The organism is Dellaglioa sp. CoH-55-MRSF-6, assembly GCF_056782215.1.
Window position 1 is genome coordinate 190,399 of record NZ_JBXAYJ010000003.1, and the last position, 23,552, is coordinate 213,950.

Consider the following 23,552-nt stretch of genomic DNA (forward strand, 5'->3'; position numbering starts at 1 on the left):
AATGCGATTACTTTTTGATGAAGAACAAGAAAAGCTACACATTAGATTTAGCGAAATGGGTATGATGGTTAGTGAAGCCATTCATAAATCTGTCCGTGCTTTCATTAATCATGATAAAGAGTTGGCCCATGAAGTTATCGTTGGCGATTACAAAATTAATGAACGCGAAATGAAGTTAGAAAAACAAACGTTAGAAATGATTGCATTGTATCAACCTGTTACAAGTGATTTAAGAGATATTGTGACTGTTTTAAAAGCTATTTCTGATTTAGAACGAATGGGAGATCACGCTGTAAGTATTGCGAGATCAACGATTCGTGTTAAAGGCAATCCTAGGGTAACGGAGATTGAAGATGAGATCGGAATTATGGGCGACCACGCACGTAAGATGGTTGAAGAAGTCCTCACAGCTTATATTAGAAAAGATGCCGAAAAAGCTCGTAAAGTTGCTAATTTAGATCTTGAAGTTGATGAATATTTCACGACAATATATGACCAGTGTATCCATGAAATGAAAACGAATCCCGAAACAGTTGTGGGAAGTGCTGACTATTTGATGGTTGCCACTTATCTAGAACGAATTGGCGATTATGTTACAAATGTGTGTGAATGGGTTGTTTATTTAAAAAATGGCCGAATCACTGAATTGAATCCTGGTAAATCAGAGTTAGAAAAAGAAAATGAATAAGGCACTACTCATTTAATAACTAACAATTTCGCGATTGTTAGTTATTTTTAATTTAAACGTTAAAATTTAAGTAAATAACGCTCGTTAAAATTGTAAAATGAGTACGATAAGAAGTACAATAATGATAGATTATTCTGAATGGAGGAACTACAAAATGAAAACAAATAAAAAATTCACAAAATCAACTAATAAAATTATCGCGGGTGTCGCAGCTGGACTTGCCGAATATATAAATTGGAATCCAACACTCGTTAGATTTTTATTTTTAATGCTAATCTTCGCAACAAAAGGCGTATTTATACTTGTCTATATCTTGTTAGCAATTAGCTTACCAGGGAAAAAACGTTCATTTACTAGTTCTTTTGAGCAGTTTACATCTAGTACTGGACAACGGACTAGCTCATCAAGTAAGAGTGGCCGTAAAATTATTAAAGATGTAGAAGTTACAGACGATAAATAATATTAATGATGAGGTGAAGATTCATGGGATTTTGGCAGCGCGTATTAATTAATGCCATACTGTTTTTGGCAATATCTGGTTTTTTTCCAGAGACTTTATTTGTTAAAAGTATCTGGGTTGCATTAATCGCCAGTTTTGTACTGGCCGTACTAAATATGCTAGTTAAACCGTTTTTAGTGATTTTATCACTGCCGGTAACTATTTTCAGTTTAGGATTTTTCTATCTGATTATAAATGCATTTATGTTACAAATGACGTCATTTTTTGTGGGTAATGAATTTAAATTTTCGAGCTTTTGGGCGGCATTTATCATCTCAATTGTGATGAGTATTGCTAATACAATCGTAACAAATTACTTTATTAGAAATAGACAATAGGGGGCATTAAGATGGCCAATGAAGTTTCAGTTAGAAATTTAGTAGATGCAATGGGATTAACTGTTTTAATTGGGAAAGAATACTTGGATGATAAAAAAATTACAACAAGTGATATTTCACGTCCTGGTCTAGAATTAACCGGGTATTTTAATTTTTATCCGAAAGAACGTATTCAATTATTTGGGATGACAGAACATGCTTATGCAAATGGACTGACTCCTGAAGATAGGCAGAATGTGATGAATCAATTAGCAACAGAACAAACACCATGTTTTGTTGTTTCAAATGATTTGGATGTGCCGCTAGAATTATTAGCTATCGTCAAAGAAAGACATATTCCAGTTCTAATTTCAAAACTAACAACGTCACGTCTATCTTCTAATATGGTTAACTTTTTGGAAGCTAAATTAGCTGAACGCCAGTCAATACATGGTGTTTTAGTTGATATTTATGGTCTTGGGGTCATGATTACAGGTGATTCTGGTGTTGGTAAATCAGAAACAGCGCTTGAATTAATTAGACGTGGACATCGGTTAATTGCAGATGATCGTGTTGATGTTTTCCAACAAGATGAGGAGACACTTGTTGGTGAGGCACCTGCAATTTTAAAACATTTACTTGAAATTCGAGGTATCGGTATTATCGATATCATGAACTTGTTTGGTGCAGGAGCTGTCCGTAATGACACTGATATTTCACTAATTATTCATCTAGAAAACTGGACTCCTGATAAACAATTTGATCGATTAGGTAATAATGATGAATTTGTTAAAATATTCAATGTGAATGTGCCAAAAATTTCTGTACCTGTTAAAACAGGACGTAATTTGGCCATTATCATTGAAGTCGCAGCAATGAACTTCCGTGCAAAAACAATGGGTTATGATGCTACTAAAGCATTTGAAGCTAATCTAAATGGCTTAATCCAAACAAATTCAAAAAAAGATTAAGGATTGGACGAGAGTAAATTGAATTATTTATTAGGTGCGTTGAATCCCATCGCAGTTAAATTAGGACCTATTGAAGTTCGTTGGTATGGTGTAATAATTGCGAGTGCAGTAATTCTAGCAGTTATTTTAGCCATTCTTGAAGGCAAAAAAATAGGAATAAATGAAGATACCATATATGATATGGTTCTATGGGCGTTGCCAATTTCAATTGTTTCTGCGCGACTCTATTACGTTGTGTTCGAGTGGTCTTATTACGCTCAACATCTCAGTGAAGTTTATCGAATTTGGGATGGTGGTATTGCTATCTATGGTGGGTTAATAGGCGCAATTATTACAGTGATTATTTTCTGTCAGCGTCGCCATTTGTCAGCATGGTTAATGTTTGATCTAGCGGCACCACTTGTGCTACTTGCGCAATCAATCGGCCGTTGGGGTAATTTTATGAACCAAGAAGCCCATGGTGGAAAAACGACGTTAGAGGCATTGCAAAATTTACATTTACCTGAATTTATTATTAACCAAATGAACATCAATGGCACCTACTATAAGCCAACATTTCTATACGAATCATTGTGGAGTTTTGTTGGATTCTTAATATTAATTGCCTTGAGACATCGAGTACACCTTTTCAAACGTGGAGAAATACTATTTGCATATCTAACTTGGTATTCATTTGGTCGTTTCTTTATCGAAGGAATGAGAACAGATAGCTTAATGTTATTTTCAACAATTCGTGTTTCTCAACTTCTCTCATTAGTGATTTTTATTGGATCAATTAGTTGGTTATTATTGAGAAGATATTGGGAACCGCAAAATCAATGGTATTTAGACGGACAATTGAAATAAAAATTTCTCATAGTTAATGCTATTAGAGGTAAAATTTGGTATGATTAGAATGAATAAATTTTGAAGGAGATTATATAATGACAAAAAAAGTAGCAGTATTAGGCGCCGGTTCTTGGGGTAGTATCCTTGCCGATATCCTAACTGAAAATGGTCATGACATCAGACTTTGGTCAAATGTTCCAGCACAAGTAGCAGAAATGAATGAGTTCCATACAAATAAGCATTACTTGGAAGATTACACTTATTCTAAAGACCTACATGCATATGAAGATTTAAAAGAAGCTTTGGATCAAGTTGACGCTATTTTATTTGTTGTTCCAACAAAAGCAAGCCGTATTGTTGCTAAACAAGTAGCAGCAATTTTAGAAGAAACAGGTAACAAACCAATTATTATTCATGCAAGTAAAGGACTAGAACAAGTCACACACAAACGTATTTCAGAAGTTATTGAAGAAGAAATTCCTGCTGACATTCGTGGTAGTGTTGTTGTCTTCTCTGGCCCAAGTCATGCTGAAGAAGTTGCAAATCGTGATTTAACAACAATTGTTTCAGCAAGTACTGATCCTGAAGCTGCAAGTTTTGTTCAAGATCTCTTTATGAATAAATTCTTAAGAATCTACACAAATAACGATGTTATCGGTGTTGAAATGGGCGCAGCTATGAAGAATATTATCGCCGTTGGTGCTGGTATGCTTCATGGTATGGGCTATGGCGATAACGCTAAAGCAGCTTTGATTACACGTGGATTAGCTGAAATTGCTCGTTTAGGGACATCATTTGGTGCTAACCAATTAACCTTTATGGGACTTTCTGGTGTTGGTGATTTAATCGTTACAGCTACAAGTGTTCATTCACGTAACTGGCGTGCTGGAGACCAATTAGGTCAAGGTAAATCATTAGATGCTGTTGTTGCTGATATGGGTATGGTTATCGAAGGTGTTGGTACTGCTAAGGCTGCTTATGAATTAGCACAACAACAAGGAATTGATATGCCAATCACAAATGCAATTTATGACGTTTTATACAATAATAAAGAAATTAAATCAGTGATTGAAGCTTTGATCAATCGTGAAGGTAAATCTGAATTAGCAGAATAAAAGGGGATTAGACTATGCAAAAAGTTAAAAAAGCCATTATTCCGGCTGCTGGACTAGGGACTCGTTTCTTACCAGCAACTAAAGCGATGGCAAAAGAAATGCTCCCAATTGTTGATAAACCAACGATTCAATTTATTGTTGAAGAGGCGCGTCAATCGGGTATTGAAGATATTTTGATTGTTACGGGTAAAGGTAAGCGACCAATTGAAGATCATTTTGATTCGGTGCCAGAACTGGAAGCGAATTTAGCTGCAAAGCATAAAGACGAATTATTAAAATTAGTTGAAGAAACAACGGATATTAATTTGTATTTTGTTCGTCAATCTCATCCACGAGGTCTTGGCGATGCCGTTTTAATGGCTAAAGACTTTGTTGGGGATGAACCTTTTGTTGTCATGTTAGGCGATGATTTAATGGAAGATAAAGTACCATTAACGCGTCAACTCATGAATCGCTTTGATGAGACACATGCTTCAACTTTAGCGGTGATGAAAGTCCCTCATGAAGAAGTTTCAAAATACGGTGTGATTAATCCTGAATTAGAAGTTAAACCTGGATTATTCAATGTTAAAAACTTTGTTGAAAAACCTACACCTGAAGAAGCACCTAGTGACTTGGCTATTATTGGACGTTACTTATTAACACCTGAAATTTTTGGTATCTTAGAACATCAAAAACCAGGTGCTGGTAATGAAATTCAATTAACGGATGCCATCGATGCATTGAACAAGGTGCAACGTGTTTTCGCTCATGAATTTAAAGGAACCCGATACGATGTTGGCTATAAATTTGGCTACTTAAAAACAAGTATTGAGTATGGTTTGAAACATAAAGAAGTTAAAGATGAATTAAAAGAATATTTGAAGACTTTAGGCGCAAAATTAATTGCAGAAGATACAGCAAAAAATAAGTAGCCTAATTCTTACAGTAAAGCAGGTTTCAAGTTCAACTCACTTGGGACCTGTTTTTGATGTTAAAGCAATTAAATAGACAAAAAAAGTAACATAGGGTATTGTTGAATTACTTACTAAAAGAAAGAAGGTTGAACTAATGACAAAAAAATATGATGTTGTTGTGATTGGTGCTGGGCCCGGTGGAATGACTGCCGCACTCTATGCATCACGTGCAAATCTATCGGTTTTAATGATTGATCGTGGGATTTATGGTGGCCAAATGAACAATACGGCTGAAGTTGAAAATTATCCTGGATTTAAATCAATCTTAGGCCCTGATTTAGCAAAAGAAATGTACGAAAGTTCGACACAATTTGGTGCAGAATATGCATACGGTAGTGTAACCGATATTACAATTGAAGGCGATACTAAACTCATCACAACAGATAATGATGTTTTTGAAACAAAAGCTTTAATTATCGCAACTGGATCAGAATACAAAAAATTGGGTGCTGAAGGCGAAGATACCTTTAGTGGCCGAGGTGTATCTTACTGTGCAGTCTGTGATGGTGCTTTCTTCAAAAATCGTGAAGTCATCGTTATCGGTGGCGGTGATTCAGCAATCGAAGAAGGTTCTTATTTATCAAAATTAGCTTCAAAAGTGACGGTAATTCATCGTCGTGACAAATTACGCGCTCAAAAAATCTTACAAGATCGTGCCTTTGCGGATGATAAAATATCTTTTGTTTGGGATACTAATGTCACAGAGATTGTTGGTGACGATCGTAAAGTAACTGGCGTTAAAGTAACGAATAATAAAACAGGTGAAACATCTGAAATTCCTGCTAGTGGTGTCTTCATTTATGTTGGTGTTAAACCAATGACAACAGCATTCACAAAGCTTGGAATTACTGACGATTATGGTTGGATTCCAACTGACGAAAATATGCTAACAAATGTACCAGGTATTTTCGCAGTTGGTGATGTGCGTAAGAAAGAATTGCGTCAAATTACAACTGCAGTTGGTGACGGTGGTATTGCTGGACAACAAACATTTAGTTACCTTGAATCATTAAATGATGCAGAATTAAGTTAAATTATAGAATAAGCCTTTTGAGGCTTATTTTTTTATTTACTTGACTTTATGTGCATGTGAACATTATAATAATCTAATCCGCTTATGAAAAAAATTAAACATATGCGTAAATTTAAGTGAGAAGAGAGTTAGAATGACAAACAAAAAAAGAAACACAATTGGTGCTGTTTTATTAATTGCGACTTTTGCCGCTTTATTAAATCAAACATTGATGATTACAGCATTACCAAAATTAATCACCGTTTTAAATGTTAACCTTGCAACCGCACAATGGTTAACGACGGGTTATGTTTTAATGGTCGGAATTTCGACACCATTATCAGCAATTTTATATGAAAAATATTCAACAAGACAAATATTTGTCGGTATTATGGTTGTCTTTTTAATCGGAAGTATCGTTGCATCAAGTGGCGCTAATTTTTGGGCAATCTTAATTGGTCGCTTAATCCAAGCTGCTGCCGGTGGCGTATTGACTACATTTACGATGATTAGTGTCATTGCAATTAACCCAATTGAACGCCGTGGCGTTGTAATGGGACTTGCTATGCTTGTTATCTCAGCTGCTCCAGCAATTGGACCAACTTTATCAGGTATTATGATTACATTTTTACCATGGAGAGCATTATTTATTTTCATTATTCCAATCATGTTAATTTTATTAATTGTTGGGGTTTGTATTTTACCTAACTATTCAGAAAAGACAGATGTTAAAATTGATTTTAAATCATTCTTCTTATCACTAGTTGGACTTGCTACAATTTTAATTGGTATTTCAATTATTGGAGACCAATTATTAGTTGCACTTGTCCTTATTGTGATTGGTGTTTTAGCATTAATCTATTTTGGCCGTCGTCAATTAGCTTTAAAAGAACCATTTTTAAATATTCGAATTTTCAAAGTACGTTCATTCTCAACTATGATTGCATTAATTATGTTAGTTTTTGGTATTTTAATGGCAACAGAATTAGTTATGCCAATGTTCTTAGAAAATAATCAACATTTATCAGGAATGACTGCTGGATTAATTATGTTACCGGGTGCTGCAATTAATGCTATTATTTCACCTATTGTTGGTAACCTTTATGATCAATACGGTTATAAAAAAATATTTATATTTGGCTTTTTGATGTTGATGATTTCAGTACTACCAATGTTATTCTTAACAATTGAATTTCCTGTTTGGTTATCAGTTGTTACTTACGCTATTCGATTAACAGGGGTTGGTGCTATTATGGCTCCAGCAACAACAGAATCTTTAAAAGATTTAAATCCAATGGAAATAAATCATGCAACAACATTAACGAATACATTAAGACAAGTTAGTGGTTCATTATTTAATACCGTTATTATTGTTATTGCTAGTATTCCTGCATCATTTGTTGTTGGATACAAATATTCAATGATCTTTATCATGGTTGTCTCAATTGTAATTGGACTAGTTGGACTAATCTATTTCAGAAAAACAAGTAAAGCTTAAGGAGTTTTGAGATGCAAAATATGAATGGAAATTCTTTTTACGATACACATGAAGTTGAGAAATTAACAACAATTTACAACAGAATGATTCGATTAAGAATAAATGATACGTTAAAAGGGTTTGAACTTTCTGAGAGTAACTTTTTTTACGTGTTGTTAGTTTGTGAGTCACCTGGCGTTAGTCAGGATGAGCTAATCCAAAATATTTATCGGGATCACAGTGTTGTGACACGTGCTATCTCAAAATTAATTAAAGATGGTTGGCTTGAAAAAAAAATGTCGTCCGCAGATAAACGACGGACTGAACTTTATCCTACAGCAAAAGCGATTAATAATTATCAAGATATTTTTGATAGAATTACAGTCGTTAATGATGAAAGTATATCGGTGCTTAGTGAAGAAGAAATTAAGCAATTTGAGCATATTTTGGAAAAGGTAATTAAATCAGGAATTGAACGTGAGCGACTTGCTGGAAGAAAGATATCAGAATTATTCTGATATCTTTTTTATTATCCTGAATAGTAAGCGCATTTATTGTATAATAGTAATATTATATGAATGGGAGTGATATTTTGACTTGGGAAGATAATTATTTAACTTGGTTAAATGAAGAAACACTAGACGCAACATTAAAAAATCAGATTGTTTCGCTTAAAAATAATCAAGAAGATTTAAAAGAATCTTTTTACCAACCAATGGAATTTGGAACTGCTGGTATGCGTGGCTTGATGGGTCCTGGTATTAACCGGATGAACATCTACACGATTCGTCAAGCAACTGAAGGATTAGCTCGCTTTATGGATACGTTAGATGATGCAACTAAAATGCGCGGTGTCGCAATTAGTTATGATTCGCGTTACCAATCACAAGAATTTGCGATGGAATCAGCTAAAGTTTTAGGCGCACATGGTATTCCAAGCTTTGTTTTTGAAAGCTTACGTCCCACACCAGAATTATCGTTTGCAGTCCGCCATTTAGCTACTTACGCCGGAATTATGATAACGGCTAGCCATAATCCTAAACAATATAATGGCTATAAAATTTATGGTGAAGACGGTGGCCAAATGCCACCTAAAGAATCAGATATGATTACTGGTTTTGTTCGCGAAGCTGATGATTTATTTGCCATTAAAGTAGGTGATGAGACAGTATTAAAAGCTGATAAAACACTCCAAATTATTGGTGAAGAAGTTGACGCTGCGTATCTTGCTGAAGTTAAAAAAGTGACAATTAATCAAAAATTAGTTGATGAAGTTGGTGCTTCAATGAAACTTGTTTTCACACCACTTCATGGAACAGGTAAAATGTTGGGTGAACGTGCTTTGAAACAAGCTGGATTTGAACAATTTAAGATTGTGCCTGAACAAGCTGAAGGTGATCCTGAATTCCCAACAATCAAGTTACCTAACCCAGAAGACGCACCAGCATTTGATTTAGCTATCAAATGGGGTCGACGTGAACATGCTGATTTATTAATCGCTGTTGATCCAGATGCTGATCGTATGGGTGTCGCTGTACGTCAAACTGATGGTGAATATAAATTATTAACAGGTAATCAAATTGCTGCTCTAATGTTCAATTATATTTTAACTGCTAGCGAAGAAGCAGGAACTTTACCCGCTAATGCCGTTGGCGTTAAATCAATTGTATCAAGTGAACTTGCAACTAAGATTGCTGAAGCACATCATGCTAAAATGATTAATGTCTTAACAGGATTCAAATTTATTGCGGAACAAATTCAAAACTATGAAGAAACAAATGAACATACCTTTATGTTTGGTTTTGAAGAAAGTTATGGTTACTTAATTCGTCCTTTCGTTCGTGATAAAGATGCTATCCAAGCATTAGTAATGTTATCTGAAGTAGCTGCTTACTACAAACAATTTGATAAAACATTGTCAGATGGATTAGATGATTTATTTAAAGAATATGGTTATTACGCTGAAAATACTAAAGCGTTAACGTTTGAAGGTATTGAAGGTGTTCAAAAAATCAAAGATTTAATGACAATCTTCCGTGATGACGCACCTAAAGATTTTGCTGGCTATAAAGTCGCTAAATTAGAAGACTTCACAACGGGTATGGCGCAATTAGCTGATGGATCATCTGAAGAAATCGGATTACCAACTGCAAATGCGTTGAAATATATCTTAGAAGATGGTTCTTGGATTGCAATTCGTCCTTCAGGGACTGAACCAAAAATTAAATTCTACGTGGGAACGCAAGCTGAAACTGATGAAAAAGCACAAGCTAAGTGTCTTGCATTTGAAGAAGCAATTATGGCAATTGTCAACGCCTAACTAAAAAAGTAGTGCTAAATTTACATTTAGCACTACTTTTTTTGACCTTAAATGGGTTACAAAATTTATAAGCAAATAAAACAGTATTTTGTAAACAACTTTTTAAGATTTATTATTTTCTTTCAGGGCTGATTAACTTGTTTAGTTTCTATTTATTCATTTTTTTCTTTTTAAAGCGGTGATAAAGGTAGGCGATTCCAAGAAAGTAGATGGAAGCGAGTAGGGACGACACGGGGAGAACGCTAAAGATAGTCGGTGGAACAATCATTGCAAGCAATGGAAAGGCATAAGCGGCTGGAATTTTAACTTTGAAAAGATGGAGTATACAAAAAACGAGAGGCATAGTGATTAAGGCGACAACAACATTGGAATCGATTACCATGCAGGCGAGAACACCGATCGTTGCTGAAAGCGTCAAGGCAGTAACCTGTTTGAACACCATTTTTGCCGGATACATCGGCTTTTGTAGCACCTCGAAAAAAACGACAAGAATCGGTGGAATAGCGGCCATCAAAGGCTTTCCAGCAATCGTCACGAGACCAACCCAAATGAGTGAAGAAACGAGAAATAAAAGCATAGCCTGATAGTTAAGGTTTGTTTTTTTTGCGTAGTTTTGATCGAGTTTACGGCCTTTAACGACAATCATCTCGATGAAAGTGAAAATGATGATGGCAATGATGAATGAATATTTGGACGCATTAACGATGATTGGCAAGAGACCTGTAGCCAATGAAGGCGCCAGTGCCGATCGGGTTACCACTAATAGAAAGACCATGATGGCGATCATTAGGCAGATTTTAATTGTGTAAGAAATCTCAAGTAAATTGATGCCAAAACCGATAATTGCGGTGACAGAAGGCAGCAAAAAAAGATTAAACGAACGATCTAACCAATTGGCTTCGTGGTAAATCCACAGTCCAACTGTTAACGCGGCGATTTCAGGTAAAATAATTTCTGAATCATGTAAAAGTGACGCGGCTTGTACCATGATTAAAATCAAGATAAAACCGGTTAAGTATTCAACGGTTTTATTGGCTAAAAACTTCAAAAAAATGTCCTCCTTAAATATAAAGCATGAAAATAAGCATAACATAAAAAAGTAAGGTAAAGTTGCGCGACGTGTTCCAATTGATGTATCAAGCGTTTGCAATGTGAATCAGTTTATTTTTTTGTTAAAAGTTGATGATACTTGAATTAACTTTTCCATATGTGGTAAGATTGTAAAAATTTATATAAAAAATGAGAGGGAGCTGTTAATTATGGGAATGCATCAATACCTACAAAGTTTAAGTAATTTAGAAACGTTAAAACGAGCACCAGGATATTTTAAATATGAAGATCATTCGGTAGCGGAACATTCATTCAAAGTAACAGAAGCTGCTCAATTTTTAGGTGATGTTGAAGAAAATGCAGGAAATACGATTGATTGGCGCATGTTGTATGAAAAAGCGTTGAATCATGATTATACAGAACGATTCATTGGTGATATTAAAACACCCGTTAAATATGCAACAACAACGCTAAGAGAAATGTTAGCAAATGTTGAGGAATCATTATCTGAGAATTTTATTGTGAACGAAATTCCAGAAGAATTCCAAGATGCCTATCGTCGTAGATTATCAGAAGGTAAGGATGATACTTTAGAAGGTAAAATCTTGTCTGTAGCTGATAAATTAGATTTATTATATGAATCATTTGGCGAAATTCAAAAGGGTAATCCTGAATCAGTTTATACTGAAATTTATCAAGAAAGCTTAAAAACGATTCTTGAATTTTCAGATTTAGCGAGTGTTCAGTATATTCTACAAGAAATTCTTCCAGAATTATTAACGGAAGATTTCACAGATAAAGATAAAATTAAAAAAATAACCTTGGATATTATTAAGAAATAGAGTACACATAGGTTAAGGATTGCGTTGTATGCTAGAATAATGCATACAAGGTAGTCCTTTTTTGCTTAAAGAATAGGGAGAAATTAATGAAAACGGCAATTGTAACAGATAGTGCGTCATATATTGATCCAAAAGTAGCCAAAGATAAAAATATTATTGTTGTACCAATCACGGTTATTTTTGGGCAACAGACTTATTTAGAAGATGTGGAAATCTCTGCTTCAGAATTTTATCAAAGAATGAAAGATACGGATAAGTTACCCACAACGTCACAAGTCACAATGGGACAAATGCAAAGTGTCTTCGATAAATTAATTGAAGAGGGATTTGATGAAGTAATTTCAATTCATCTATCAACAGGTATCACAAGTTTTGTGGATAATTTACGTGCTTATTCAAAAACTGTGGAAGGAATTACGGTATATCCGATTGATTCTAAAGCAGCAAGTTCAGCAGAAGCCTTTCTTGTATTAAAAGCTGCTCAATTAGTGGCGCAAGGTGAGCATGCAGACACGATTGTACCTAAAATAGAAGCAATGCGTGAAACGGTGGGTATTTTCTTTGTTGTGGATAACTTGAGCCATTTACTTAGAACGGGCCGTATGACGAATGGTGCTGCGTTTGTGGGTAACTTATTACAAATTAAACCAATTCTGACCTTTAATCATGAAGGTCAAATTATCCCTTTAACTAAGGAACGGACAAAGAAGCGTGCTTTTCAACGGGTAATGGCAGATTTTTCTGATGCGATTAACTCAGTTGATTATCCAATTCGAGTAAGTATCGTTGATGCGAACAATCCTGAAGAGAGTACAAAATGGGTCTCATTTATTAAAACCAACTATCCTAATATTCCAGTTGAGGTTAGTCATATTGGGCCTGTTATTGGCGTCCATACTGGAGAAAAAACAATGGGTCTTATTTGGGGTCGTGATTATTTAGTTGATTAAGTTATTCTGAAAAAATAAGTGAGATAACGTGCGAAAGTATGTTCGGTATGCTAATATAATTAGTAGAGAATAATCATTTTTAAATGAGCCTGGGTAGGTTATTCCAGGCTTTTTTTAATTTCTAAAAATGATTGTATTGGAGGGGTTAACTTGATTGATAGACATGATGATGGCGTTTTTGACTTAGTTTCAAAGTACGAACCAACTGGAGACCAACCGAATGCGATTAAAACTTTAGTTGATGGATTAAATGATGGTAAAAAAGAACAAGTATTACTGGGTGCAACGGGAACGGGTAAGACGTTTACCATTTCAAATGTGATTAAAGAAGTTAATCGTCCCACATTAGTCCTTGCGCATAATAAAACATTGGCTGGACAATTATATGGTGAATTAAAAGAATTCTTCCCGAATAATGCGGTGGAATATTTTGTGAGTTATTATGATTACTACCAACCAGAAGCTTACGTTCCTTCAAGTGATACGTATATTGAAAAAGATTCCAGTATTAACGATGAAATTGATAAATTACGACATTCTGCAACAAGTTCATTATTAGAACGTAATGATGTGATTGTTGTTGCATCTGTCTCAAGTATCTTTGGATTAGGTGATCCAACAGAATATCGTGATCATGTTATTTCATTGCGTACTGGAATGACAATGGAACGTGATGATTTACTTAGAAAATTAGTCGATATACAATTCGAACGAAATGATATTGATTTTCAACGTGGTCGGTTTAGAGTTCATGGAGATATTGTGGAAATTTTCCCAGCATCTCGTGATCAAAAAGCTGTTCGTATTGAATTTTTTGGCGATGAAATCGATCGTATTCGTGAAGTTGATTCATTAACAGGTGAAGTTATGGGTGAACTTGAACACATGGCTATTTTCCCCGCAACGCATTTCATGACGAATGATGATGTGATGGATCATGCCATTGAAGGTATTGAAGTTGAATTGGCTGATCGATTAAAAGAATTAAAAGATGAAGATAAATTATTAGAAGCCCAACGTATCGATCAACGAACTACTTATGATTTAGAAATGTTACGTGAAATGGGCTATACATCCGGAATTGAAAACTATTCCCGCCATATGGATGGACGTAAACCTGGCGAACCTCCATATACATTAATTGATTTCTTTCCCAAAGATTTCTTGATCGTAGTTGATGAATCTCATGTAACCATGCCTCAAATTCGAGGGATGTACAATGGTGATCGCGCTCGTAAACAAATGTTAGTAGATTACGGATTCCGTTTACCTAGTGCACTGGATAACCGACCATTAACGATTGCGGAATTTGAAGAGCACGTTAATCAAGTCATTTATATGTCTGCAACACCAGGACCTTACGAAATGGAACGGACGTCAGATGTTGTTCAACAAATTATTCGACCAACTGGATTACTAGATCCAATCATTGAAGTTCGTCCAATTATGGGCCAAATTGATGATTTAGTTGGCGAAATTAATTTACGTATTGAACGCAATGAACGTGTCTTTGTCACAACATTAACCAAGAAAATGTCAGAAGATTTAACTGATTATTTGAAAGAGTTGGGGATGAAAGTTGCGTACTTGCATAGTGATATTAAAACGATGGAACGAACGAAAATTATTCGCGATTTACGCTTAGGCACATATGATGTTTTAATTGGAATTAACTTATTACGTGAAGGTATTGATGTTCCTGAAGTGTCATTAGTGACAATTTTAGATGCCGATAAAGAAGGTTTCTTACGTAGTGAACGTTCTCTAGTTCAAACAATTGGTCGTGCAGCTCGTAACGAAAACGGACGAGTGATTATGTATGCTGATAAAGTGACGGATTCAATGAAGGGCGCAATGGAAGAAACGCAACGCCGCCGTGATGTCCAAATGGCATATAATGAGGAACATCATATTACGCCAACTACGATTAAAAAAGCCATTCGTGAGTTAATTACGCCAACAAAAATTGAAGATAATTCAGGAACTGTTAAAACCTTTACCGAAACTGAATTTTTGGATATGGATAAAAAGGAACAACAAGATATGGTTGATCGCTTAGAAGGACAAATGAAAGAAGCAGCTAAAAAATTAGATTTCGAAACAGCTGCATCATTGCGTGATACGGTATTAGAATTAAAAACACAAATGTTATAAATAGGGGGATATTTCTTGAAAAATGATAAAATTGTGATCCATGGTGCGCGTGCGCATAATTTAAAAAATGTGGATGTCACTATCCCAAGAGATAAATTAGTTGTGATTACGGGACTTTCAGGATCAGGGAAAAGCTCATTAGCTTTTGATACACTTTATGCTGAAGGACAACGTCGCTATGTTGAAAGTTTATCAGCATATGCACGTCAATTTTTAGGGCAGATGGATAAGCCAGATGTTGACTCAATTGATGGGTTATCACCTGCTATTTCGATTGACCAAAAAACAACTTCAAAAAACCCACGATCAACAGTTGGGACAGTCACTGAAATTAATGATTATTTAAGATTATTATGGGCTAGAGTTGGACATCCAATTTGTCCAAATGATGGTCATGAAATCACGAGTCAATCCGTTGAACAAATGGTTGACCGTGTTTTAGAGTTAAAAGAGCGTACAAAACTTCAAATTTTATCACCTATTATTCGCAATAAAAAAGGACAACATAAAAAGATATTTGAAACGATCAAACGAGAAGGATTCGTCCGTGTTCGAGTTGATGGCGAGCTTCATGATATTGATGAAGAATTTGATCTTGAAAAAAAGGTCAAACACTCTATTGATATTGTGATTGATCGGATTGTTGTCAAAGAGGGCATTCGCTCACGTTTATTTGATTCATTTGAAGCAGCATTACGTTTATCTTCTGGCTACGCCACTGCAGATATTCTTGATGGTGATACAGATGGTGCAACAATTCAATTTTCCGAACATTATGCATGTCCTATTTGTGGATTTACAGTTGGAGAATTAGAACCACGTTTGTTCTCATTTAATGCACCATTTGGTGCTTGTGAAACTTGTGATGGTTTAGGAATGAAGTTAGAAGTCGATGAAGATTTAGTCGTTCCAGATCCAACTAAAACGCTAGCAGAAGGGGCAATTGAGCCATGGAATCCTATTAGTTCGCAATATTACCCATCGATGTTAGCCCAAGCTGCAGAAGCTTTTGGAATTCCAATGGATGTGCCATTTGAAAAGTTAACAGATGAACAACGTGATATTGTTTTGAATGGCGCTGGAACACGTGAATTTCATTTCCATTACGCTAATGACTTTGGTGGCGTTCGTGATGTAGATGCATTATTTGAAGGGGTTATTACAAATATTAGTCGTCGTCATACGGAGACTAATAGTGACTTTACGCGTGAACAAATGCGTAAATATATGACCAGCTTAACGTGTCAAACATGTCACGGTTACCGCTTGAATCGTAAAGCATTAGCCGTCCAAATTAATGGCCAACATATTGGTAAAATTTCCGCACTTTCAATTGGTGACGGCTTACCTTTCTTTGATAACGTTAACTTGTCAGAAAAAGAATCAATTATTGCAGCACCTATTTTGAAAGAAATTCGTGACCGCTTAACATTCTTACAAAATGTTGGCTTAAATTATCTGACATTATCACGTTCTGCAGGAACACTTTCAGGTGGAGAAGCACAACGGATTCGACTAGCCACGCAAATTGGCTCTAATTTATCGGGTGTTTTATATATTTTAGATGAACCTTCAATCGGGTTGCATCAACGTGATAATGATCGCTTAATTGAATCACTTAAGAAAATGCGTGATTTGGGTAATACTTTAATTGTGGTTGAACATGATGAGGATACCATGATGGCTGCTGATTATTTAATTGATGTTGGTCCTGGTGCTGGTGAATTAGGTGGTGAAATTGTTGCTGCTGGAACGCCCACACAAGTTAAAAAGAGTCGCAAATCATTAACTGGACAATATTTATCAGGAAAGAAATTTATATCATTACCTGATGAACGACGTGCTGGCAATGGTAAGAAGATTCGAATTACCGGCGCAAAAGAGAATAACTTAAAAAATGTAACGGTCGATTTTCCTTTAGGTAAATTCATTTCAGTTACAGGTGTCTCAGGTTCCGGTAAATCAACTTTAGTGAATGGTATTTTGAAAAAGGTATTATCACAAAAGTTAAATCGAAATTCTGAAAAACCAGGTAAATATAAATCAGTTTCTGGTGTTCAAAATATTGAAAGTGTTATTAATATTGATCAAAGTCCAATTGGTCGAACACCGAGAAGTAATCCCGCAACTTATACAGGCGTCTTCGATAATATTCGTGATTTATTTGCGGAAACTAACGAAGCAAAATTACGTGGTTATAAAAAAGGTCGTTTTAGTTTTAATGTCAAAGGTGGACGTTGTGAAGCCTGCAAAGGTGACGGGATTATTAAAATAGAAATGAATTTCCTACCAGATGTCTATGTGCCATGTGAAATTTGTCACGGGGCACGCTATAACTCTGAAACACTTGAAGTGACTTACAAAGGTAAGACAATCTCTGATATTTTAGATTTAAAAGTTGGCGAAGCTTTGAAATTCTTCGAACCAATTCCTAAAATCAGACGTAAACTGCAGACAATTGTTGATGTTGGTTTGGGCTATGTTTCGTTAGGCCAATCGGCAACAACATTATCAGGTGGTGAAGCGCAACGGATGAAGTTAGCTTCTGAATTACATCGTCAATCAAATGGTAAGAGTTTTTATATTCTTGATGAACCAACAACTGGTTTGCATACAGATGACATTAAACGCCTACTTAGCGTTTTAAATCGTTTGGTTGATGCGGGTAACACAGTCTTGGTTATTGAACATAACTTAGATGTGATTAAAACATCTGACTATTTAATTGATTTAGGTCCAGAAGGCGGCGAAGGTGGCGGAACGATTCTTGCGACTGGAACACCAGAAGAAATTGCTGAAGTGCCTGAAAGTTATACGGGACACTATTTAAAACCAATCTTAGAACGTGATCGTGCGAGAATGAATAAATAAATTAAGAAGTCAGATGAAAATCTGGCTTTTTTTTATTCCTTTTTTTTTAAAAAGTGTTAACTTTAAAGAAGACATAAAATAAATTGGAGGAACGGCTGACCATGGGCAATAACTATAAGAGTGTTTTTGATATTATTGGACCTGTTATGATCGGACCATCTAGTTCACATACAGCTGGTGCCGCTAAAATCGGTAAGGTTGGATTTCAATTATTTAATGGGAGAATCACTAAATTAAAAGTTCGCTATTATGAATCATTCGCAAAAACACATCGCGGGCACGGGACTGATTTTGCGACCGTTGCTGGGGTATTAGGCTTTGAACCTGATGATGTCCGTTGCCCACAGTCAATTCAGATTGCGGAAAAAATGGGGATTGAGATTCAGTTTATTGAAGATGCACACCCAAGTCCAATTAACCATCCGAATAGTGTTAAATTAACGATTGAAAATGAGACAAAAAAAATCGAATTAATGGGTTGCTCAATTGGTGGTGGCACAATTGAAATTAGGGCTTTCACTATAAAAAAACAACAATTTTTTCCAAAGGGTAGTTTACCGATACTAGTGTTGGAAGCTAATCCAGTAAATAAAAATAAAATTCAAAAACAAATCGAAAAATCGACAACTATTGTTATGCAAAGTGAATCTGAGTTAATGCCAGAGGATATTATGTATGAATATGATTTATCCAAGAATATTACTGAGACTGATATTAAGCAACTGCGATTATTAACGCACAATCTCATTTATTTAAAATAGGAGGTTCCATCTTGTATAAAAGTATTGCTGAGTTAGTTTCAACTGCTAATAAAGAACACAAATTAGTTTCAGAATTAATGATTGAACAAGAAATGGCGCAATCAAGTGAAACTAGAGACGTTATCATTGAAAAAATGTCTGCTAATCTTGAAGTGATGAAGCAAGCGATTGAAAAGGGATCAAATGGTGAAGGCGTTTCTTCAGCAACGGGATTAACGGGTGGAGATGCGGTCTTACTACGGAAATATCGTGAGAAAGGGCACTCTTTATCTGGGGATGCTAACTTAGAGGCGATGCAATATGCAATTGCGACTAATGAAGTCAATGCTTCGATGGGACTTATTTGTGCGACACCGACTGCAGGTTCATCTGGAACGTTGCCTGGGGTTATTTTCATGATACAAAAACGATTAAATTTATCACATGAAAAGATGTTACAAGCTTTATTTACGTCAAGTGCCTTTGGAATGATCGTGGCAAATAATGCCATGATTGCCGGAGCGACTGGTGGCTGTCAGGCAGAAGTCGGCAGTGCATCAGCAATGGCAGCAGCTGCCGCCGTTGAGGTTACTGGTGGAACGCCGGAACAATGTGCAGAGGCTTTTGCGATGGGACTTAGTAATTTATTGGGACTGGTTTGTGATCCAGTTGCTGGATTAGTTGAAATTCCATGTATCAAGCGAAATGCAATAGGAGCCGTGAATGCTTTAACGGCAGCAGATATGGCACTTGCTGGATTATCTAACAAAGTACCAGCTGATGAAGTTATTATGGCTATGAAAGACATTGGCGAACGTATGCCGAGCTCGCTTAGAGAAACTGGGATTGGTGGATTAGCTAGTACACCAACGGGCCAAGCAATTAAAATGAAAATATTTGGTGAAACGATATAGGGTTGGAAACAACTCTTTTTTTGTGCGCAGATACAAAAGAAACACCAGGTATGTTATAATAATTATAGTAGATTTGGAGGAATGAATATGACAGATACGTTAGAGCTAGTTGTAATTACAGGGATGAGTGGGGCCGGTAAGACGGTCGCAATGCAAAGTTTTGAAGATTTAGGTTATTTTTGTATTGATAACTTACCACCAACTTTATTACCTAAGTTCTGGGAGTTGGTAAAAGAGTCAGGTAAAATTTCAAAAATTGCCCTTGTTATGGATTTAAGATCAAGAGCTTTTTATGATGAAATTATCGAAATGTTATCAGGATTTGATAACACTGAATTTGTAACCACTAAAATTGTCTTTCTTGACGCATCAGATGCAGAATTAGTTTCTCGTTACAAAGAAACAAGACGTGCGCATCCGTTAGCAATGGAAGGCCGTCTGATGGATGGCATTGAAAAAGAACGTGACTTATTAAATGATATTAAAACACAAGCACAATTAGTGATTAATACGACTAATTTGTCACCACGTCAGTTACGTGAAGAGATTTTTCATAATTTTGAAACCAGAGAAACAGCTAATTTTCATGTTGAAGTCTTATCATTCGGATTTAAATATGGCCTACCTATCGATGCAGATATCGTGATGGATGTCCGTTTCTTACCTAACCCACACTATATTCCAGAATTAAAACCACAAACTGGCTTAGATAAGGCAGTTTATGATTATGTGATGAAACAACCAGCTACAGAAGGTTTTTATACCAAATTTGAATCGTTAATTGAGTCAATTTTACCTGGCTACGAAGCTGAAGGTAAAACCAATTTAACGATTGCGATTGGCTGTACTGGTGGACAACATCGCTCAGTTGCTTTAGCTAAAAGATTGAGTGAAGAATTGAAAATTAACTATCCGGTGAACGTTACACACCGTGATATTAATAAAAGTAAAGAATCGGTCAATCGATCATGACGAGAAGTGGACATAGACCTAAGATAGTCGTTATTGGTGGCGGAACAGGGCTACCCGTTATTTTAAAAAGTTTAAGAGATAAAAATGCTGATATCACGGCGATTGTAACGGTTGCTGATGATGGTGGTTCGTCAGGTATTATCAGAGATTACGTGAATGTTGTGCCGCCTGGTGATATTCGTAATGTTATTGCCGCATTATCTGAGTTACCAGAAATATATTTAGATATATTCCAGTATCGGTTTGATACGTCCGATCGATTTTTTGCAGGACATGCGATTGGTAATTTAATTATTGCAGCACTAACTGAAATGAAAAATGGTGTTTTTGCTTCTGTCCAAGAATTATCAGAAATGATGAGAGTTGATGGACATGTCTATCCCGTTGCGGATGAACCGTTAGTATTAAATGCAGAATTTTCTGATGGCACTTTTTTAGCGGGGGAAGCAGAAATAACTGCCGCTAGAAAATCAATTAAGCGTGTTTGGGTAACCTCAAGTGAAAAAAGTGAAACTAGTGTGCCAGAAGCTGTACCAGAAGTTGTTCAAGCTATTCTTGAAGCAGACCAAATTGTCCTTGGACCTGGGAGTTTGTTCACAAGTATTTTGCCTAATTTAGTTATTGGTAATGTGGGTAAGGCACTGTCTGAAACAAAAGCAGAAGTTGTTTATATCTGTAATATTATGACGCAAAAGGGTGAAACAGAACATTTTACTGATGCTGATCATGTGCGTATTTTGAATGGGCACCTAGGTAAATGTTTTGTGAATACAGTGCTTGTGAATACGGCACCGGTTCCTGAAGGTTATATGGATAAAGAAAAATATGATGAGAATTTAATTCAAGTTGAACATGACTTTAATGGATTAAGGGAACAACATTGTCGAGTGATTTCATCTAACTTCTTAAAATTAAAAGATCAAGGTGTCTTCCATGATGGCAATAAAGTCGTTGAAGAATTAATCCGTTTAGTTGGTCGACCAAATCGCGAATTAAGACATAGAAAGACTATTTAGTACAGAGATAAGGTGAAAGAATGTCATATGCAAGTGAAGTGAAAAAAGAATTAACGACCCTCAAAGTCAGAAAAAATAATGCTAAAGCAGAGTTAATGGCGTTAATTAGAATGAATGGGTCTTTGAGTATTATTAATCATCAATTTGTTTTAAATGTTCAGACTGAGAATCCCGCAATTGCGAGACGGATTTATGAACTTTTAAATGAATTTTATGACATTACAAGTGAACTATTAGTTCGTCGTAAAATGAAATTAAAGAAAAATAATATTTATATTGTACGTTTAAAAACAGGTAGTGATTTTGTTTTAAAAGACCTGGATATCATTGAAGATATGCAACTTAAAATGGGTGTACCAATGGATCTGTTGGCCCATGATGATATGATGATGCGTTCATATTTACGTGGGGCATTTTTGGCAGGTGGTTCTGTTAATAATCCTGAAACAAGCCGTTATCATTTGGAAATTTACTCAGTCTATGAAGAACATAATCAAACAATTTGCGAAATGATTAATAAATTTGGATTCAACGCTAGAATGACTGAACGTCGAAGTGGTTATATCGTTTATTTAAAAGAAGCAGAAAAAATTGCTGATTTCTTGTCATTAATTGGCGCAACAACGGCTATGTTGAAGTTTGAAGATATTAGGATTGTCCGCGATATGCGTAATTCAGTTAATCGCATGGTTAATTGCGAAACAGCTAATATGAATAAAGTGGCGGATGCTGCGAATAAACAAATTGCTAATATTGAGTTTATTGCACATTCTGTTGGTTTAGGGCAATTACCTTCTAAATTAAAAGAAGTTGCTGAAACACGTCTGGTTCATCAAGAAGTTAGTTTGAAAGAATTAGGTGATTTAGTACCAGGTGGTCCAATTTCAAAATCTGGGATTAATCATCGGCTACGAAAAATTAACGAATTTGCTGAAAAAGTTCGAATTGGTGAAAAATAAACGAAATTTTAAAGAGGTGAGATAGCATGATAACATTTAAATATGATACGCAACTACTAATAGAAGGTAGTACATTAGACGAGGACCAATTGAACGATAAGATTTTACGTCAATTCAAAGGTGATAGTTTACTTGTTGCGGGAGATTCTGATTTAATGAAACTGCATTTCCATACGAATGCGCCGTGGGAAATATTAGAATATTGTGCTGGACTTGGAGAAATCTTTGATGTTGTTGTTGAAGATATGGTCAGACAATCTAAAGGATTAAAAGGTTAACCAAATAAAATACGCATATAACTGATAGCTTTTATCTTAGCTATTAATTATATGCGTATTTTTTATTTATCTAAATATGATTTTAAGGTAGCTAGATCAATTGATTCATCAAAAATATGGTCGTCAACGATAACGGTTGGTACAAATTGAATATTTGCGTCGTTAGCTTCAGCGATAATTGAGTTAATGTAAGTTTTATCAGAAACGTCAGTTAAACTAAAGGTCTTTTCCATATAGGCAGCAACCTCATCCAGTGTTAAGTCTTTCCACGTATCTTGCGTTTTAAATAATTCAGTTATTAAATCGTAAGATTTTTGCGGATTATCTAAAGGAAGATAATGATGAGCAACATTACCACGTTGTAAGGATTCTTTTTCTTTATCAAAAAGTTTGATGACACGTTTTACACGTCCGTTTGCAACATAAGAATCTAAAGTCTCTTTAGATTTTTCGAACCATTCTTTTGAGTAGGGGCAACGTAGGTTAATAAACTCAATAATTGTTTTTGGCGCGTCAGAGTTACCAATCACAAGTCCAAAGTCCCGATTTACTTTTGAAGCATCAATAATTGAAATATCCATTTTTATCAGTCCAGTCTTCATTTATTAGCGTCAGTATAGCAT

At 35.5% G+C, this 23,552-nt stretch carries 23 protein-coding genes; 21 read left to right on the forward strand and 2 right to left on the reverse strand.

Annotated elements, in window-relative coordinates; translation table 11 throughout:
• The first annotated feature begins 1 nt into the window (after window position 1).
• The 11 genes from phoU (at window position 2) to AC1RPK_RS04695 (ending at window position 10,183) form a co-directional block, all read left to right on the forward strand.
• Window positions 2–688 (forward strand): phosphate signaling complex protein PhoU, encoded by a 687-nt coding sequence (gene phoU / locus AC1RPK_RS04645; RefSeq protein ID WP_481761492.1) that lies wholly within the window; start codon window positions 2–4, stop codon window positions 686–688.
• 154 nt (window positions 689–842) lie between these two features.
• A complete protein-coding gene (locus AC1RPK_RS04650; protein ID WP_409022174.1) occupies window positions 843–1,148 on the forward strand; it encodes a PspC domain-containing protein in 306 nt (101 codons plus the stop codon).
• A 23-nt stretch (window positions 1,149–1,171) separates the two neighbouring features.
• On the forward strand, window positions 1,172–1,525 hold the full coding sequence (locus tag AC1RPK_RS04655; protein ID WP_481761491.1) for a phage holin family protein: 354 nt from the start codon (window positions 1,172–1,174) through the stop codon (window positions 1,523–1,525).
• Between the two features lie 11 nt (window positions 1,526–1,536).
• Window positions 1,537–2,475, forward strand: coding sequence for an HPr(Ser) kinase/phosphatase (hprK, locus tag AC1RPK_RS04660; RefSeq protein ID WP_481761490.1), 939 nt, complete (start codon window positions 1,537–1,539; stop codon window positions 2,473–2,475).
• An 18-nt stretch (window positions 2,476–2,493) separates the two neighbouring features.
• Entirely contained in the window at window positions 2,494–3,321 is an 828-nt protein-coding gene (lgt, locus tag AC1RPK_RS04665) for a prolipoprotein diacylglyceryl transferase (protein WP_481761489.1), read from the forward strand.
• Between the two features lie 77 nt (window positions 3,322–3,398).
• Complete coding sequence (locus tag AC1RPK_RS04670) at window positions 3,399–4,418, forward strand: NAD(P)H-dependent glycerol-3-phosphate dehydrogenase (RefSeq protein ID WP_481761488.1); 1,020 nt, start codon at window positions 3,399–3,401, stop codon at window positions 4,416–4,418.
• Between the two features lie 14 nt (window positions 4,419–4,432).
• Window positions 4,433–5,332 (forward strand): UTP--glucose-1-phosphate uridylyltransferase GalU, encoded by a 900-nt coding sequence (galU, locus tag AC1RPK_RS04675; RefSeq protein ID WP_409022179.1) that lies wholly within the window; start codon window positions 4,433–4,435, stop codon window positions 5,330–5,332.
• A 136-nt stretch (window positions 5,333–5,468) separates the two neighbouring features.
• Window positions 5,469–6,407: a thioredoxin-disulfide reductase gene (trxB, locus tag AC1RPK_RS04680; RefSeq protein WP_481761487.1), complete on the forward strand. Its 939-nt coding sequence runs from the start codon at window positions 5,469–5,471 to the stop codon at window positions 6,405–6,407.
• 133 nt (window positions 6,408–6,540) lie between these two features.
• On the forward strand, window positions 6,541–7,884 hold the full coding sequence (locus AC1RPK_RS04685; RefSeq protein ID WP_481761486.1) for a DHA2 family efflux MFS transporter permease subunit: 1,344 nt from the start codon (window positions 6,541–6,543) through the stop codon (window positions 7,882–7,884).
• An 11-nt stretch (window positions 7,885–7,895) separates the two neighbouring features.
• A complete protein-coding gene (locus AC1RPK_RS04690) occupies window positions 7,896–8,381 on the forward strand; it encodes a MarR family winged helix-turn-helix transcriptional regulator (protein ID WP_481761485.1) in 486 nt (161 codons plus the stop codon).
• Window positions 8,382–8,455: 74 nt separating this feature from the next.
• Window positions 8,456–10,183 carry a phospho-sugar mutase gene (locus AC1RPK_RS04695; RefSeq protein ID WP_481761626.1) on the forward strand — a complete coding sequence of 576 codons (1,728 nt, stop codon included), beginning with the start codon at window positions 8,456–8,458 and terminating at the stop codon, window positions 10,181–10,183.
• A gap of 148 nt (window positions 10,184–10,331) precedes the next feature.
• Here the strand turns inward: AC1RPK_RS04695 and AC1RPK_RS04700 are convergent, their stop codons facing one another.
• On the reverse strand, window positions 10,332–11,231 hold the full coding sequence (locus tag AC1RPK_RS04700; protein WP_481761483.1) for a hypothetical protein: 900 nt from the start codon (window positions 11,229–11,231) through the stop codon (window positions 10,332–10,334).
• 211 nt (window positions 11,232–11,442) lie between these two features.
• Here AC1RPK_RS04700 and AC1RPK_RS04705 point away from each other — a divergent pair, with 211 nt between their 5' ends.
• The 10 genes from AC1RPK_RS04705 to AC1RPK_RS04750 all read left to right on the forward strand — a co-directional run bounded on the left by AC1RPK_RS04705 (window position 11,443) and on the right by AC1RPK_RS04750 (window position 22,929).
• Window positions 11,443–12,075 carry a YfbR-like 5'-deoxynucleotidase gene (locus AC1RPK_RS04705; protein ID WP_409022185.1) on the forward strand — a complete coding sequence of 211 codons (633 nt, stop codon included), beginning with the start codon at window positions 11,443–11,445 and terminating at the stop codon, window positions 12,073–12,075.
• Between the two features lie 86 nt (window positions 12,076–12,161).
• Complete coding sequence (locus tag AC1RPK_RS04710; protein ID WP_481761482.1) at window positions 12,162–13,025, forward strand: DegV family protein; 864 nt, start codon at window positions 12,162–12,164, stop codon at window positions 13,023–13,025.
• Between the two features lie 150 nt (window positions 13,026–13,175).
• A complete protein-coding gene (uvrB, locus tag AC1RPK_RS04715; RefSeq protein WP_481761481.1) occupies window positions 13,176–15,179 on the forward strand; it encodes an excinuclease ABC subunit UvrB in 2,004 nt (667 codons plus the stop codon).
• Between the two features lie 15 nt (window positions 15,180–15,194).
• Window positions 15,195–18,050, forward strand: coding sequence for an excinuclease ABC subunit UvrA (uvrA, locus tag AC1RPK_RS04720; RefSeq protein ID WP_481761480.1), 2,856 nt, complete (start codon window positions 15,195–15,197; stop codon window positions 18,048–18,050).
• A gap of 101 nt (window positions 18,051–18,151) precedes the next feature.
• Window positions 18,152–18,811, forward strand: a complete 660-nt coding sequence (locus tag AC1RPK_RS04725; protein WP_481761479.1) for a serine dehydratase beta chain — start codon at window positions 18,152–18,154, stop codon at window positions 18,809–18,811.
• A gap of 11 nt (window positions 18,812–18,822) precedes the next feature.
• Window positions 18,823–19,704, forward strand: a complete 882-nt coding sequence (sdaAA, locus tag AC1RPK_RS04730; RefSeq protein WP_481761478.1) for an L-serine ammonia-lyase, iron-sulfur-dependent, subunit alpha — start codon at window positions 18,823–18,825, stop codon at window positions 19,702–19,704.
• 87 nt (window positions 19,705–19,791) lie between these two features.
• On the forward strand, window positions 19,792–20,676 hold the full coding sequence (rapZ, locus tag AC1RPK_RS04735; protein WP_481761477.1) for an RNase adapter RapZ: 885 nt from the start codon (window positions 19,792–19,794) through the stop codon (window positions 20,674–20,676).
• Entirely contained in the window at window positions 20,673–21,692 is a 1,020-nt protein-coding gene (locus AC1RPK_RS04740) for a gluconeogenesis factor YvcK family protein (RefSeq protein ID WP_409022192.1), read from the forward strand. The genes rapZ and AC1RPK_RS04740 overlap by 4 nt, the downstream gene beginning before the upstream one ends.
• A 20-nt stretch (window positions 21,693–21,712) precedes the next feature.
• Window positions 21,713–22,651: a DNA-binding protein WhiA gene (whiA, locus tag AC1RPK_RS04745; protein ID WP_409022193.1), complete on the forward strand. Its 939-nt coding sequence runs from the start codon at window positions 21,713–21,715 to the stop codon at window positions 22,649–22,651.
• Window positions 22,652–22,677: 26 nt separating this feature from the next.
• A complete protein-coding gene (locus AC1RPK_RS04750) occupies window positions 22,678–22,929 on the forward strand; it encodes a kinase to dihydroxyacetone kinase (protein WP_481761476.1) in 252 nt (83 codons plus the stop codon).
• A 62-nt stretch (window positions 22,930–22,991) separates the two neighbouring features.
• Here the strand turns inward: AC1RPK_RS04750 and AC1RPK_RS04755 are convergent, their stop codons facing one another.
• Window positions 22,992–23,510 (reverse strand): DsbA family protein, encoded by a 519-nt coding sequence (locus tag AC1RPK_RS04755; RefSeq protein ID WP_481761625.1) that lies wholly within the window; start codon window positions 23,508–23,510, stop codon window positions 22,992–22,994.
• Between the last annotated feature and the right edge of the window lie 42 nt (window positions 23,511–23,552).